Raw genomic sequence first — 14,707 nt, forward strand, 5'->3', positions numbered from 1 at the left:
TTGGCACCCAGAGCGAGGACGGCAGCCGCTTCGTCGAGCGCATCCTCACGGCCGTGATGAGCCTCAGGAAGCAGGAGCGCAACGTGCTCGACGCTCTCACTGCGTCCCTTGAAGCCCATCTCCACGGCACTCCCGCACCATCGCTGCTGCCCGGGACCTGATTCACGCTCGCGGTCGCCAGACCCCGTGAACGCTTACCCTGCCGATTGCCCTGGGGGTGATCATGCTCGGCCTCGGGCTGAGCCTCACCCTCGCGGACTTCCGCCGCGTGGCGTTGTATCCGCGCGCGGCGCTGGTGGGCCTGGGCTGTCAGACGTTGCTCATGCCTGGGGTCTGCTACGCCATCGCGACCGGCTTCGGGCTGCCTCCCCAGCTCGCCGTGGGGTTGATGCTGCTCTCCGCCACGCCGGGCGGTGCGACCGCGAACCTCTTCAGTCACCTGGCCAAGGGCGATGTCGCGCTGAACGTCAGCCTGACGGCGGTCAACAGCGTGCTGTCGCTGTTCACGCTGCCGCTCATCGTGAACTTCTCCCTGGCGCACTTCATGGGCGAGGAGCGCGCCATCCCGTTGCAGTTCGCAAAAATCGTCCAGGTGTTCGGCATCGTCCTGGTGCCCATCTCACTGGGGATGTGGGTGCGCGCGAAGCGGCCGGCGCTCGCGGATGGTCTGGACCGGCCCGTGCGGATCATCTCCGCGCTGTTCCTGGTGCTCGTGGTGCTCGCGGCGACGCTCAAGGAGCGCAATCAGCTGGTCACGTACTTCCAGAGCGTGGGGCTCGCGGCGCTTGCCTTCAACCTGGCCAGCATGGCGGTGGGGTTCGTGGTGCCCGCCCTGCTGCGTGTCGAGCGCAAGCAGGCGGTGGCGATCGCGATGGAGGTGGGCATCCACAACGGCACGCTCGCCATCGCCATCGCCTCCAGCCCCCGGTTGCTCAATGACGGCGTGATGGCCATTCCCGCGGCCATCTACAGCGTCATCATGTTCTTCACCGCCGGAGTCTTCGGCGCCCTGGTCGCGCGGAGACAGGTCACGAGCGCGACCGCGGAGGACCTCCACCCGCGCAGGCTTTAGAGTGCCGCCGACTCCGGGCGTGCCCTCCCGCCGCCCGGCTGAAAGGACTCCGCCGTGTTGCTCTTGAAGGCTGTCGTCGTCCTGGCCCTCGCTTCGGCTCCGCCCACGAAGCCGGCGGCCAGCGCTGGCTGTGCCACCACCCACATCGAGACCGCGCTCCAGCACCTGGAGGCCCACCTCAAGACGGCCGTGAAGTCCGCGTCGAAGGACGATTCGGTGGATGACTCCGCCATGTATTTCGCCGAGGAGGCCGTGGGGCAGACCTGGACGGTGCGCGACGTGCCCAACGGCTATCTGTCCACGGGGGACGGCTCCGACCCGACCTACGAGGCCGCCCTCTTCAAGAACCCGGAGGGCTACCACCTGGTGCTCGTGAGCTTTGGGACCTCTGCGGTCAACACCGCTGTCTACCGGTGTGACAAATCAGGCCTGACGCTCGAGAAGGATGCCCTGGAGGTTCCGCTCGACAAGGCCATCCAGCTCTACGCCAACGCGGGGCTCATCGCTTCCAAGGGCAAACCCGGTGTGACCCGGCAGACCCTCAAGGATTGGGCAGGCTCCCTCGTGGCCTACCACCTGCCCCGAAAGGGCCGGGTCATCCGCATCACGTCCTACGTGGACGAGGACGGCGTCTACGACAAGGAGCTGGGCACGCTCGAATACGTCCAGTCGAAGTTCCAGGTCGTCCCGCTCAAGAAGAAGGCGCATGCCGAGGCGCCAGCGAAGAAACCCTGAGCTGCCCGCGCGAGGTCCTGGGAATTGAAAGACCCTGGGTTGTCATGGACCTGAATGTCTTCAGGGAATTGGGGCCAGGTCCCCTTGCTGGTCAGCGCGACGGACGCGGCGGGAAACACCACACAGTTGCTGACACAGCGCTTCGTCGGGACCACGCCTCCGGAACTTCGCTCCGCGGCCCTGATGTCCCGACGACTGCTTCCGTGGCGACCACCCGTAATGAGTTGAGTCGAACGTGAAGAGAGGCAGGCCGCGGGAGCGCTCGCCAGGACGCGCTCCTTTGAAGTGTCACCGGAGGCGGCCGTGCCGCTGTTCTTCCATCCGGGCGGGCGCGGGCTGCCGCTGCTCACGCGCGGGCTCAATCTGTTGGGAGGGGCACCGGACACACCCAGCCGCCACGAGGCCCCGAAGACGCAGCTCTCCTTCGGAGGGAACCCACCATGGTGCTGCCCGAGCAGTTCGAGTCCGCGAAGTTCCGCACCCTCGACGTCATCCTCCATGAGGGCTACGACCGGGCCGCCCTGGAGAAGGCGGTGGCCTCGCTCACCGGCGGGGAGCCGTGGATCGTCCGCCCGGTGCCCCATGCGCCCACCGGACGCGAGTTCGACCTCCTCCCGCCGGGCACCGTCGAGCCGGCAAGCGCTTGGGAGCTGGCGCGCCGCCTCCTGGCGGACCCGTGCGTGAAGGATGCGGATCCGGCATTCGAGGCTGTCTATGCGGAGCAGGGGGCGGCCTTGGATGTTCCGCCTGCTGGCGGCCCCGCGGCCCCCAAGGCGGAGATACAGACGGCGGGGCCTGAAACATTCAACGAGGACGATTGTGATTGGAGCGTGCGCTTCGTGAAGGCGGACGAAGCGTGGAAGCTGTCGAGCAGCGCCGCGAGCCAGGGCGAGGGCATCCTCATTGGCCATCCGGACAGCGGCTACCTGCGCCATTCCGAGCTGGGGCCGAACTTCAAGCCGGAGCTTGGCTGGGACTTCATCGACGATGACAAGACGACGGAGAACGCGGGCGGAGGCCACGGGCTGGGCACCGCGAGCGTCATCTCAAGCCCGCACGATGACGCCGGGACAGGCGACGGAGCGCGCCTGTTCGTGGATGGAATCGCGCCAGATGCAGAGACCATCCCCCTGCGCGTCGCGAAGCCCAATCTCTTCGTCCCCTCTCCCGTGCTGTTCAACGTAGGCGTCGACCGGCTGCGCGACGCCCTCTGGTTCGCCATCGAGCGGCGGCTCCACGTCATCAGCGTCAGCCTCGGGTGGTTGCCCAATGCGGGGCTGCACCGGGCCATCCAACAGGCGGTGCGTGAGAACATCATCGTCATCGCCGCCGCGGGCAACTACACGGGCCCCATTGTCGTCTGGCCCGGCGCGTACGACGAGGTCGTCACGCTGGCCGCGTGCAACGCGAGCGCGGAGCCCTGGGCATTCTCATCCTGGGGCAGGGCGGTGGATGCCACCGGTCCGGGCGAGAAGGTCTGGACGGCGCAGCCCGGAGACAAGGTCGAGCAGAGCAGCGGCACCTCGTATGCGACGGCGATCGTCGCGGGAATCGCCGCGCTCTGGTTGGCGTACCACGGCCGTGACCAACTGCTCGCGCGGTACCAGGGGGGCGCCACGCTCGCGCAGGTCTTCCGGCATGTGCTCCGCGCGACCTGTGAGCCCTGGCCGCGAAGTGAAGCCGCGTGGGGGGCTGGGCTCGTCAACGCGAAGGCGTGCCTCGAGTCCCCGCTCCCGGACATCTCGGCGCTGGAGCCGCTCGGGATGAAGTCGCTCGGCAAGGGGGCTTCGGACACCGTGGCAGCCACCTTCAGTGGCCTCCCGGAGGCCGACGTCCGGAGAGGTCTTGCGACCACGCTCGGTGTCGACGAACAGAAGGCGGCGCGGCTCGACATGGCCTATGGGCGCGAGCTGCGGTTCTGGGCGCTCAGCCACCCCGGCTTCCGTCGCGCGCTGCGGGAAGGCGCCGGCGGGGCCCGCGGGACGTTCGGAGCGGCTGCTCTGTCCACCCTGCCGCCATTCTCGCCGAGCTTGCTGGCGGCGATCCGCTGAACGGCGCCCGGCGCGAGTCTGTGGTTAGAGTGCGGGACCATGTCACTTCGCAGACCCTGGCAGGCGTGGCCGGCCGCATTCGCCTACTGGACGCTGGCCGGCCTGGCGGCCGCGAGCGAAGCCCATTCCGTTGGCGGGACAGGCTGGGGGCACGCGCTGCTCACGTCGCTGACAGCCGATGTCCTCTGGGTGCCCGTCAGCATCGCCATCCTCCAGTTCGGACTGCGCTTTCCCCTCGAGCGGCGGCACGTGGCCTCCCGGGCCGCGCTCCACGTGGCCGGCGCGCTCGTCGTCTCGTTCATCCGCGCGGGGATGATCTTCTCCCTGGACCCCTGGGTCGGCTGGTACGCGCAGCGTCCCGGCTTTACGGACGTGCTCAAGCACGCGCTGCTCTCCAACCCGTTCGTCTATCTGACCGTGCTCGGGGTGGCGCATGCCCTCTACTACGCGGACCAGCTTCGTCTGCGGGAGACCCAGCTGGCCCGCGCACAACTGCACGTGCTCAAGGCTCAGCTCCACCCCCACTTCCTCTTCAACACGCTGAACTCCATCTCCGCGCTCGTGCATCGCGACCCTCAGGGGAGTGAGCGGATGATCGCGCGGCTGAGCGACCTGCTCCGCGGCACGCTCGAGGCCGCGGGCACGGAGGAGGTGCCGCTCCAGGAGGAGCTGCGCTCCCTGCAGCCCTACCTGGACATCCAGGGGGTGCGCTTCGCGGACCGGCTCACGGTGAAGCAGGACATCGCGAAGGACGCGCTCGGGGCCCACGTCCCGCACCTCGTGCTCCAACCGCTCGTGGAGAACGCCATCCAACATGGCATCGCGCCGGGCTCCGAGCCGGGCACGGTGACGCTGGTCGCGCGGCGCGAAGGGCCCGAGCTCCACCTGGAGGTCCGCGACGACGGCATCGGCCTCAAGGAGAGCCCGGCGGACGTCTCCCGGGGCGCGAGAGGCGGCCGGGGGCTGCGCATCACCCGCGAACGCCTGGTGCAGCTGTATGGCGGTGCCCACCGGCTGGAGCTCCGGGACGCCGTGGGCGGCGGCACCACGGTGGCGCTCGCCATCCCCTTCCGCACGGAGCCCGCCCCATGAGCGCCCCCTTGCGCGTGCTCATCGTCGACGACGAACCGCTCGCCCGTCAGCGCCTGAAGGACCTCCTGTCCGAAGCCCCCGACATGCAGCTCGTGGGGGAGTGCCGCAACGGCCACGAGGCCATCGCGGCCATCGGCTCCGAGCGTCCGGACCTGGTCCTGCTGGACGTGGAGATGCCCGGGCCGGACGGCTTCGGTGTCCTCCGGGCGCTCGCCCCCGGGCCCGCGCCCGCGGTCATCTTCGTGACGGCCCACCGTGACTTCGCGGTCCAGGCGTTCGAGGCCAACGCGCTCGACTACCTGCTCAAGCCGTTCGACCGGGAGCGCTTCCGCTCCAGCCTCGAACGTGCGCGCGACCGGCGGCGGAGCGCGCCGTCCTCGCTGGACTCGGCGCTGCTCGCGCGGCTCGAAGCGCTCGCGCTCCAGCCGTCCGCCACGCCCGCGCGCTACGTGACGCGGCTCGTGGCCCGGGTGGGCTGGCGCATGCGCTTTCTTCCAGTGGAGGACATCGACTACCTGACGGCGGAGGGGAACTACGTCGCCGTGCACGTGGGGAAGCAGTCGCACCTCACGCGCGAGACGATGGCGGCGCTGGAGGAGAAGCTGGACCCGAAGCAGTTCCTGCGCGCGCACCGCTCGTTCATCGTGCGGTTGGACCGCATCGAAGAGGTGGAGCCGCTTGCCCCCGGTGAATTCGTGTTCGTCCTGCGGGATGGCACCCGGCTGACCTCGGGCCGCAGCTATCGCGCGCAGGTGCAACGGGCGCTCGAGCTGCCGGCCTGAGGCGGCCTTCCACCGTTCGTCCCTGACCCTCCACGGTTCGTCACATCTCCTTGGCCCCCTTCGCCGCCGCCGGGCGACGGTGCTTCCAACAAAGGAGATGCACATGCAGCGTTTCGCCAGGCAGTGGTCGATGAACCTCCTCCTCGCCGTCTCCGCCGTGACGGTGTCCGGCACCGCTGGAGCCCAGGAGTTCGCGCCGGAGTCCGCATCCTGGGCCCAGCCCCGGTGCGAGCCGGGAGGCAGCCTCTTCGCACCCGGGGAGATCTCCCTGGAGGAGCGCTCCGAGTACCGGCTCGCGCTCTCCGCGGACGGGAAGACGGCGTACTACCACGTCGACTCGGACACGCCGCCGTACCAGGCCATCTACGTGACCCAGCTGAAGAACGGCCACTTCGGCCCCGGTGAGGTGGTGTCGTTCTCGGGCACGTACAAGGACTCGGATCCGTTCCTCTCCCCGGATGGTCAGTCCCTCTTCTTCTCATCCACCCGCCCGGTGAACGGGGGCGCCGAGCGCACGGACACCGACCTCTGGGTCGTGCACCGCGTCCGCAACGGCTGGGGAATGCCCGAGCACCTGGGCCCGCTCGTGAACACAGACAGGCAGGAGCTGTACCCCAGCGTGACGCGCGACGGGACGGTCTACTTCGCGAGCGGCACGTTCGATACGGACTTCGAGATGTACCGCGTCCGGCGCCAGGGCAATCACTACACCGCACCGGAGAACCTGGGCCCCGGGGTGAACAGCCCTGACTCCTGGGAATACAACCCGTGGGTGTCCCCGGATGGACGGGTGCTCGTCTTCGCCTCGCTGAACCGCCCCGGCGGCTACGGGTTGGGGGACCTGTACGTGAGCTTCAACGTCGCGGGCACCTGGACCCCCGCCGCCAACCTGGGGCCTTCCGTGAACACGGAGAAGGATGAGTTCCACCCCACGCTGAGCCGCGACCTGAGCCACCTCTACTTCGTGCGGCAGACGTGGGACCCGTTCGTGCCCTCGGACTTCTACCACCTGGACACGCGCTGCCTCTTCCGCTGACAGCGCGTGCCTCACGCGCCGGTGGATGCCGACGCCAGGAGGGGCGGTGCGCGGTCACCCGCGAAGCCGCCCCTCGGGCATCACGGATGGCTCCTGGGTCGCCGCGCTACTTCGTGAGCACGTCCACGCGGAGGCTGAGGGTGTTGACGTTGGTGACGCCCTCGACCATCACGTAGGCCTTGCCCTCCACGGGATTGACGATGGAGCAGACCGCGGGAAGCGAGATGCTGCTGTCCGCGGTGCACTCCACCGCGTTGGGCACTTCCGGCGCGCTTCCCTGGCGCACGTAGACCTTGAACTGGCCGTTGATGCCAGCCGGCTTCGTGGCCGTGACCTGGAGCCGCTTCTTGCCCGCCGGCACGTCCACTTCGTACACGGTGCGCGACAGCTGGTTGATGCCCGTCGTCACCGTCGTCGCGAGCGCCAGGGCGTGGCTGTAGTACGCGAGCAGCGTGACGTTGGAATACGCCTCGAAGCCGTAGAGGAGGACGTAGTACGGCTGATCATCCTCGACGCTGGAGGTGTAGACGCAGTTCTCCGTGTTGCCCACCGCGTCGCTCAGGCAGTCGTAGTCAGTGAACGTGGGCTCGGCGTACCGCTTCACGTAGAGGTCCGCGTCACCGCTGCCTCCGCGCAGCGTGAAGCTCAGCTTCGCCGCGGGGGCCGGGTTCACCAGGTAGTAGGTCTGCAGCGAGCCCAGCCCGCCCGACACCGTCACCGGATAGCCGTTGTAGATGTTCGTGGTGAGGGCATTCGCCTGCGACAGCAACTCCGGCGCCACCTGCGGCGTGGCCTTGCCCTCGGCGCCAGGAAGGGGCTCGCCACAACCGACGCTGAACAGCGAGACCAGGGCCACTGCGGAGACCGCGCGGGAGAGGTGCATTGACGCTCCGTGTTGAGGTGGAGCACGCAGCGTATGGGATGGCCCGAAGCCTGTTTGTCACAGTCCCGCAACTGCGCCGCGGGCTCCACTCGCGGCTGGCGTGTCTGGCGAATGACCGACAGTCAGGGGAAGACCTGCCCCAGCCAGCTGCCCTGGTTGTCGTGCACGTTGGGTTGGGCCATCAGCCCGACGCTGCACGCCGCCTTGAACAGCACGACGATGTCCGAGCCGCCGAACTGGAGGTAGGCGAACGCCTCTCCCTTGTGCAGCTTCTTGCCTGCCTCGGCGGTCATCACCACGGGGGAGATCTGCGCCATGCCGATGGACAGCACCGCCACCAGTCCCGCGGGCGTGTCCAGCACCCTTCTGGGCAGCGGCACGCGGCGGTCGGTGTCCGCTCGCGCCCCGTCGTGCGGGTGCTGAAGGCAGGGCGGCCCGGACCGCCGTCGGCGCGGAGGTCCGGGCCCTGCGCCCGTGATGCCATTGCCCGGCATCAGGGCGCGGTGCGCGTCAGGACAGGGCCTGGGCGCCGCTGCTGTTCCTCAGCTCCTTGCGCACCGCCTCGCTGACGCGCTCCCGGACGACGTCCGCCATGCGCTCGCGGAGGTCATCGCCCACGCGCTCGCGCACCGCGGCCACGAGGCTCTCGGTGTCGACCTGGCCGGGCCCCTGCGGCTGGAAGCCGCCCATGTGCTGCTCACCGAAGCCGCCGCGCATCGTGGGGCCCATCGAGCCCATCGACTCGCGGATGGCGTCACCCAGCCGCTCCCGCAGCGCCTCGTGCAGGTGCTCGCGGAGGTTGTTGGACAGCCGCTCGTGGAGGGCGTCGACGAGGCGCCCGCGGAGCGCCTCGGCGATGCGCTCCGGGTCCATCTGGCCGAAGGCTTGCGGCTGGACTCCCGCGAAGCCCATGGTGCGCTCGCTCATCCGGGCGCGCAGTTCGTCGCCCAGCCGCTCGCGCAGCGCGTCGCGCACGCGCTCACGCAGGCCACTCTGGACGCGCTCGCGGATGCCGTCCGCGACGCGGTCGCGCAGGGTGTCGGCGATGCGCTCCGGATCGATGCCCTGCATCCTGCGCTCGGACAGCGCGGAGCGCAGCGCATCCGCCAGACGCTCCTTCAGCGCCTCGCGCACACGCTCGCGCACGGCGGCGTGGATCCGCTCGGACACGGCATCGGTGAGCCGGGTGCGGATGGCGTCGGCGATGCGCTCGGAGTCCACCGGCGCGAAGCCCTCCATCCCCATCCTCCGCTCCATCATCGCGACGCGCAGGGCCTCGCCCAGCCGCTCGCGCAGCGCGTCGCGCACGCGCTCGCGCACGATGTAGCCGAGCCTGTCGCGGAGGGCATCCTCGAGCCGGGTGCGCACGCGCTCGGCGATGCGGGAGGCGTCGACCTGCCCGCCCGCCTGCTGGATGCTCATCCAGTTCTCGGCCAGGGCGCCGCGCAGCGCCTCACCCAGCCGCTCCCGGAGCACCTCGCGGGCACGCTCATGCACGCCGCTGGTGACGCGCTCGTGGATGACGTCGGTGAGGCGGTTGTGGACGGCCTCGGCGAGGGTGTCCGCGTCGAACGGCTGCCCGCCGCCGTCCCCCTGCTGCATGTTCATGGCGCGCTCGCTCAACGCGCTGCGGACCGCGTCGCCGACGCGCTCACGAATCTCGGAGCCAATCCGCTCCTCCAGTCCGGACACGACGCGCTCTCGCACGGCGTCGACGATGCGGGCCTTGAGGGCTTCGCCCATCGTCTGATGTCCCTGCATGTGGAACTGTTCCTTGCTCATTGAGAGGCCTCACGGGTGCTGCGGGTAGCGCGACAGGCGTGGAGCATCCCGGCCTGTCGCGTGAGGCGGATTGATAGAGGTATCGGCTGAAGGCAGATACAGGGCCCCGGTCTGGCGCGTGTGTTGGCGCGCGCCCTTCGGAATGCGCTGGCGGAGAGGGACTGGCAGGCTCAAGCCTGTGGCACCGGACGGATGTCCCCGGCTACGGGGCATGCCCCAGCGGGGCGCGAGGCCGGCGGTGGGGGGCAGGCAGACCGGGCTCCTGCCCCCCCCACTCGCGGCTAGCGCGTCTGGCGAATGACCGACAGCTCCATGTCGCCAAGCATCTTCTGGGACTGCCCCAGCTCGAGCAGGAGGCTTTCGAGCCCGACCGCCTCGCGCGAGACCGTCACCTGGGACGAGGTGGCCGCGACGGCCGGGTCCGCCTTGACGCTCAGCACGTCGCCCCGCAGCACGAGGGGCCTGCCGTGGCGGCCCGCATCCCCCAGCCGTTCAATCTGGATGCCCGTGTAGCCGAGGAGGGCCGGGGACCCGGCCTTCGTGACGCGCTCACCGCTCGCGAGGATCCGGTCCAGTTGCTCCTCGATGGCGCGCACCTGTCCGGGGTCCGTCACCAGCACGACCGGATTGGGACGTCCCGAATAGAGCAGGTACGTCACGCGCAGGCCCTGCTGGGACTGCTCGGACTGGACGTCCGACGCCAGGGCCGCCGGGACACCGGCAAGGCCCCAACCCAGGACCCCCGAAAGGACGAATGCATGAAATGAATGGCGGGACATGGCTTTTCAGCTCCTGGAAGGTGGACGGGACTACTGGATGCTTTCGTGGCCGGAACCATCGACGCTGTCCGACCACACCTTGAAGTAGCCGCAGAATTGCGTGTAGAGGCCGCGATTCGCGGTGGCAGGGTCGGTGATGGGCTGGCCCGCGTTGTCGAGGGTCGTCGCGGCAGTCCCCCCTGGCTTGTGCGTCCACAGGTTGTTCAGGTCACGCCGGTACCAGTGATAGTCATAGCCCGGTGCGACCACCAGCGCGGCGGCGGACTTGTAGCCGAGGGTGTCCGGAGAGCCCGGCAGCAGCTCCAGTCCATCGTTGACGGCGGCCTGCACCACGGAGGCGCAATCCCACGTCGAAGCCTGTGCACCCGATGCGCGGCCTGGCTGCGCGAAGGTATCCGTGGCCCGGTTGGTGGCGTAGTTGTAGCAATTGTTGACGTACTGCCGGCTGGTTCCATTCCAGAAGCCGGGCGTGAAGGACGACTTCCCCGGCTTGAGGACGTAGGTCACGTCCGTGTCCGAAAGACCGATGTTGAAGACAATCACCTCGTCGATGCGGTCGCTGAACCGGGCGCTGGCGCTGTCCTTGTTCCCGCCGATGAGGAAGGGCAGGTCGGTGTTCTCGATGGAGCCGGGGCGCGGGGTGCCGGTCCCGACCGGGACGCCGTCGACGAAGAAGGTCACGGCCTGTGGCCACGTGGTGCGCCTGACGCTGACCGCGACGTGGTGCCAGCGATTGGGCTGCAGCTGGGGCTGAAGGCTGGGATTGGACTGGTGGTGGCTGGAGCCCGCCGAGTCCGACAGCAGGAGGTCCAGCGTGTTGCCATTGACGACCGCGAACGCGTAGCCCCTTCCGTCGGAGCCCCGGTTGTCGATGAGCGTCTTCACCGGACGGCTGGTGTCCATCATCCGGATCCACGCCGTCAGCGTGAAGTCCGCGGTCCCCGGGTTCAGGTAGGGCGAATGGGGCACCTGGATGTACTTGTCACCCGCCAGGTTCATGCCCATGCCCGTCCAGCCGTCGGTCTGGGCCAGTCCCCCGATGACCTGCCCTGTCTGGTCCAGCCCGGTGGAGTAGACCAGACCGCTCGAATCCGGTGCCAGCTCAGGCAGTGATGGGGACGTCACGGTCTGTTTCCACTCACCCACCAGCCCGGTGGTGATCCGGTGGGGAATGGCTTCGCTCGTCATGCCCGGGGCCACGACCGCCAACAGCGTCGTCGCCAGGTACCACTGGATGCCCTTCACGCAGCCTCCTGTCGTCAGGGAAGAATCGTTCAGGGGTATAGCGGCCATCCCTGACATCCAGGGCAATGCCGGACGCCCCTCCCTCGAAAGGCTGAGCCCACATCCCCCCAGCGCGGTGCCGAGGACACCGCCTCCGGGGCCTACAGCCCCGTGCTCTTCAGCAGCAGGCGCGCGTTCTCATCGGGGAAGAACCCGGAGGAGTAGATGTTCGCGTCCGTGACGAAGGCCCGGTCGCCCAGGATGGCCAGCTTCGGTCCGGTGGTGGAGCGGATGAAGAGCGGCACCGCCAGCTGCGTCTCCGGCCAGCGCACCATGCCGTCCGTGCCGAAGGACGTGTCCAGGTCGCCGTTGGCCTGGAGCCGGAAGAGCACGGGCTTCGCGTACACGTCCGCGAAGACGAGGAGCTTCCCATCCGCCTGGATGCGCAGGCCGCTGACGTCCACCACGTCGAGCACGCCCGCGGGCGCGGTGAGCTCCCGCACGCCCGCGGGGCCGAAGGTGACGTCCGGCTTGCCGTCCGCCGTGTACGCCACGAGCTTGAGCACGCCGTGCGACACGCCGTCGACCTTCACGTCCTGGCGTGAGCCCGCGAGCAGGAAGCCGCCGTTGGGGCGCGCCACCAGGACGTGCGCCTGGCCGTCCTCGCTTTGCGCGAGGCCATTGGTGCCGAACGTCAGGTCCTGGCTTCCGCTGGAGGTGATGCGCACGGCCTTGAAGTGGTCCCCGCCGCCCAGGACGACGCTGGAGCCCTGGAGCGCCATGCCCTGCACGGCTTCCGCGTCCGTGTACGCACCGCCAATCCAGCTGCCGGACGGGCTGCCCGCGGACTTGAACGTCGTGTCGAGCGAGCCGTCCGCGTTGTAGCGGATCAGCGCGAAGTCCTCGTCGATCCCGTTGGACTTGGTCAGGAAGCCGCCCACGTAGAAGCGGCCGTCGGCCAGGGGCAGGAGGCTGTGGACGGTGCCCACGAAGTCGACGGCGTTCTCCTCGCCGAAGTGCAGGCGCGAGCGGCCCGTCTTGTTGAAGCTGGTGTCCAGCTGGCCGTTGGCCTTGAGCTTCACCACCGCGAAGTCGCGCGAATCCGAAGCGCTGCCGCCCCGCGCGAAGCCCGCGACCAGGATGCTGCCATCCGCGAGCACCGCCACCGTGTCCGCGCGGTCGTCCTGCTCCCGCTGGCCGGAGATGGGGCCCTTGGCGGGACCTTCGAAGTCGAGCACCACGGAGCCCTGCGTGCCGAACGACGTGTCCACCTCACCCGACGCCGTGTAGCGCCGCACGAGCAGGTCCACGCCCGTGGTGGCCAGGTTCGCCTCGGTGGAACCCACCACGACGAGGCCGCCATTGGACACCGCGAGCGCCCGGCCTTCCTCGGCGGGAAGCTTCGTGCCCGCGTCCGTCTGCGTCCCCGCGTCCGAGGACGGGTTGTCATCAGAAGGGCCGTCGTCGCCTCCGCAAGCCCCGCCGCCCACGAGCAGGACGCCCGCGGCCAGTGCCACCCACCCAGCCTTCCGCACGCTGTGATTCATTCGAGATGTCCCTTCCGGCCTGTCCGGTGCTGCCGCCGCACCGGGGTTACGCCGTCAGGGGCATTTATTTCCTGCCCGGGAGGGGAGGGGGCCTCCACCCCGGACATCCTTCACGCATAGTCCTGCCTCAGTTGTTGTTTCAGTGTGTCATCCAGATTGACCTGTGCTGACAGGAGTTCCCAGTAGTCAGGCCCGCCCACGGTGGGGGCGTCGAGCGTGATGCGTCCGGCCACCCGGCTGAGGTCGGTGATGAACGCGGCGGTTTCAGGGCCGGTGGCGAAGACGTCCTGCGGCTCATTGTCGAGCACGAGCTCGAAGGGCTCTGGGCCCCCGCGTTCGCGAACCGCGTGTTCCATCCGCTGCCGGAAGACAGGCAGGTCCGCCATGGCCTCGTCGAGCAGGGAGCGCGCCGCTTCGAAGCCCAGGTCGTTGAGGGGCGAGTCCTCCGCCCACAGGTAGAAGGCCTTCTCGATGCCGTCGACGGTCCAGTTCTCGGGGGGATGGCTCCGGTCGAAGGCGAGTTTGTCCATCAGCGCGCGGTCTCCGAAGCGGGCAACGCCATCCACGATGACAAGGCGCACCTGCTTCTCCGTGGCGGAGATCAACGCGTCATAGGGATCGCCGCCGGTGCCCTCGATGATCAGCAGGTCCGCGAGGGCGTTGGCCCGCAGGGTGCCCACCTGGGCCTGCCAGCCCGCGACCCGGGCGGCGTCCGCCGTCACCGCGCGCACCAGGGTCCTGGAGGACAGGGACGCGCCCTGTCGCGCCGCTTCGTGGCGGGCGACCTTCAGCTCCTGGAGGAGGTTCTTGCTGCCGGTGGGGGACCAATCACAGCCGAGGCAGAACGTCACTCCCGAGCCGAGCAGGTCCGGCACACTCAATGTCTGTCCATACAGCAGCAGGTTGCTGAAGGGGGACCACACGACCTTGGCGCCCCTGGAGGCCATCGTGTCCAGCTCCTGGCGCTGCAATCCCAGACTGTGGATGCCGACCAGGGACGGTTGGATGAGGTCATGCTCGGCCAGGTCCAGGTAGCGGCGGTGGGCGTAGTCATCCACCCCTTCGCCCAGGTGGTAGAAGTACGCGGCGCGGGACTTCAGGGCGTCGCGGAAGGACTCGATGTCCTCGGCGTCGTCATGCAGGTCCATCACGCGGGTGCTGCCCGCGGGCAGGTGCTCATCGCGGGGTTCCTCGACGTTGCGCATGGCGCCCCGGAAGAGGGCTTCTCCGCCGGACACGCGGGTCCGGATTCCCTGGCCGGTGGTCGTGCCGGCCAGCAGTGCCTTGGCTTCGATGTAGCGGACGATGGCGCGGGCCGAAGGGGCGTGGCCGGCGAGCACGCGGATGGGCAGGGAGATGCGCGAGGCGTACTCGGCGTGGCGCGGCCACTGGGTGCGGTCGAGGTAGCGCTTCGGCACCCGCCACAGCGTCAGCACGTCGTAGACGAAGTGGTTGTGCAGGTCGATGAGCCCCGGGTACAGCGTCCCCCGGGTGTCGATGATGGGCGCGTCCTGGAAGGCTTCGGGGAGGGGGCCGTCCGATGGCTCGACCGCGAGGATGCGGCTGCCACGGATGAGGATGCGTCCCCGTTCCAGCACTTCGTCCCGGGAGTTGAGGGTCACCACCCGCCCTTCCAGGATGTAGCGGGGGACCGCGTCGGTGGGTTTGGATGCTCCGGTGCTCATGGCTCGCCTCCCGTCATGAAGATAGGGACGGGGTGGGGC

General features: G+C 69.1%; 13 protein-coding genes. 6 read left to right on the forward strand and 7 right to left on the reverse strand.

Going from position 1 to position 14,707, the window contains the following annotated elements; genetic code table 11:
- Nucleotides 1-211: 211 nt before the first annotated feature.
- The 6 genes from D7X32_RS37815 to D7X32_RS37840 all read left to right on the forward strand — a co-directional run bounded on the left by D7X32_RS37815 (nt 212) and on the right by D7X32_RS37840 (nt 6,768).
- On the forward strand, nt 212-1,072 hold the full coding sequence (locus tag D7X32_RS37815; protein ID WP_279635652.1) for a bile acid:sodium symporter family protein: 861 nt from the start codon (nt 212-214) through the stop codon (nt 1,070-1,072).
- A gap of 54 nt (nt 1,073-1,126) precedes the next feature.
- On the forward strand, nt 1,127-1,807 hold the full coding sequence (locus D7X32_RS37820; RefSeq protein WP_120607384.1) for a hypothetical protein: 681 nt from the start codon (nt 1,127-1,129) through the stop codon (nt 1,805-1,807).
- 440 nt (nt 1,808-2,247) lie between these two features.
- Nucleotides 2,248-3,858: a S8 family peptidase gene (locus tag D7X32_RS37825; RefSeq protein ID WP_120607385.1), complete on the forward strand. Its 1,611-nt coding sequence runs from the start codon at nt 2,248-2,250 to the stop codon at nt 3,856-3,858.
- Between the two features lie 39 nt (nt 3,859-3,897).
- On the forward strand, nt 3,898-4,950 hold the full coding sequence (locus tag D7X32_RS37830) for a sensor histidine kinase (protein ID WP_120607386.1): 1,053 nt from the start codon (nt 3,898-3,900) through the stop codon (nt 4,948-4,950).
- The gene (locus tag D7X32_RS37835) at nt 4,947-5,732 is read left to right on the forward strand and encodes a LytR/AlgR family response regulator transcription factor (protein WP_120607387.1); all 786 of its coding nucleotides are present in this window, start codon (nt 4,947-4,949) and stop codon (nt 5,730-5,732) included. Before D7X32_RS37830 ends, D7X32_RS37835 begins: the two co-directional genes overlap by 4 nt.
- 103 nt (nt 5,733-5,835) lie before the next feature.
- Nucleotides 5,836-6,768: a TolB family protein gene (locus tag D7X32_RS37840; RefSeq protein ID WP_120607388.1), complete on the forward strand. Its 933-nt coding sequence runs from the start codon at nt 5,836-5,838 to the stop codon at nt 6,766-6,768.
- A gap of 106 nt (nt 6,769-6,874) precedes the next feature.
- On the opposite strand, the gene D7X32_RS47190 is transcribed toward D7X32_RS37840, so the two are convergent.
- The 7 genes from D7X32_RS47190 to D7X32_RS37875 all read right to left on the reverse strand — a co-directional run bounded on the left by D7X32_RS47190 (nt 6,875) and on the right by D7X32_RS37875 (nt 14,668).
- Nucleotides 6,875-7,651, reverse strand: a complete 777-nt coding sequence (locus D7X32_RS47190; protein ID WP_244239409.1) for a PPC domain-containing protein — start codon at nt 7,649-7,651, stop codon at nt 6,875-6,877.
- A 122-nt stretch (nt 7,652-7,773) separates the two neighbouring features.
- Nucleotides 7,774-8,031 (reverse strand): phosphatidylserine decarboxylase, encoded by a 258-nt coding sequence (locus D7X32_RS37850; protein WP_208752675.1) that lies wholly within the window; start codon nt 8,029-8,031, stop codon nt 7,774-7,776.
- A gap of 130 nt (nt 8,032-8,161) precedes the next feature.
- Nucleotides 8,162-9,433 carry a DUF445 domain-containing protein gene (locus tag D7X32_RS37855; RefSeq protein WP_120607390.1) on the reverse strand — a complete coding sequence of 424 codons (1,272 nt, stop codon included), beginning with the start codon at nt 9,431-9,433 and terminating at the stop codon, nt 8,162-8,164.
- 281 nt (nt 9,434-9,714) lie between these two features.
- Entirely contained in the window at nt 9,715-10,212 is a 498-nt protein-coding gene (locus D7X32_RS37860) for a hypothetical protein (RefSeq protein ID WP_120607391.1), read from the reverse strand.
- Between the two features lie 30 nt (nt 10,213-10,242).
- A complete protein-coding gene (locus tag D7X32_RS37865; RefSeq protein WP_158625836.1) occupies nt 10,243-11,457 on the reverse strand; it encodes a LamG domain-containing protein in 1,215 nt (404 codons plus the stop codon).
- Between the two features lie 140 nt (nt 11,458-11,597).
- A complete protein-coding gene (locus D7X32_RS37870) occupies nt 11,598-12,971 on the reverse strand; it encodes an NHL repeat-containing protein (protein ID WP_244239410.1) in 1,374 nt (457 codons plus the stop codon).
- 122 nt (nt 12,972-13,093) lie between these two features.
- Nucleotides 13,094-14,668, reverse strand: a complete 1,575-nt coding sequence (locus D7X32_RS37875) for an amidohydrolase family protein (RefSeq protein WP_120607394.1) — start codon at nt 14,666-14,668, stop codon at nt 13,094-13,096.
- Nucleotides 14,669-14,707: the final 39 nt, after the last annotated feature.

This window comes from Corallococcus carmarthensis (assembly GCF_003611695.1).
Classification (GTDB): Bacteria; Myxococcota; Myxococcia; order Myxococcales; family Myxococcaceae; genus Corallococcus; species Corallococcus carmarthensis.

Excerpts from the sequence above, each read along its gene's own strand:
- D7X32_RS37825 (WP_120607385.1), top strand. The coding sequence starts at position 2,248 with ATGGTGCTGCCCGAGCAGTTCGAGTCCGCGAAGTTCCGCACCCTCGAC.
- D7X32_RS37830 (WP_120607386.1), top strand. The coding sequence starts at position 3,898 with ATGTCACTTCGCAGACCCTGGCAGGCGTGGCCGGCCGCATTCGCCTAC.
- D7X32_RS37835 (WP_120607387.1), top strand. The coding sequence starts at position 4,947 with ATGAGCGCCCCCTTGCGCGTGCTCATCGTCGACGACGAACCGCTCGCC.
- D7X32_RS37840 (WP_120607388.1), top strand. The coding sequence starts at position 5,836 with ATGCAGCGTTTCGCCAGGCAGTGGTCGATGAACCTCCTCCTCGCCGTC.
- D7X32_RS47190 (WP_244239409.1), bottom strand. The coding sequence starts at position 7,651 with ATGCACCTCTCCCGCGCGGTCTCCGCAGTGGCCCTGGTCTCGCTGTTC.
- D7X32_RS37855 (WP_120607390.1), bottom strand. The coding sequence starts at position 9,433 with ATGAGCAAGGAACAGTTCCACATGCAGGGACATCAGACGATGGGCGAA.
- D7X32_RS37860 (WP_120607391.1), bottom strand. The coding sequence starts at position 10,212 with ATGTCCCGCCATTCATTTCATGCATTCGTCCTTTCGGGGGTCCTGGGT.
- D7X32_RS37875 (WP_120607394.1), bottom strand. The coding sequence starts at position 14,668 with ATGAGCACCGGAGCATCCAAACCCACCGACGCGGTCCCCCGCTACATC.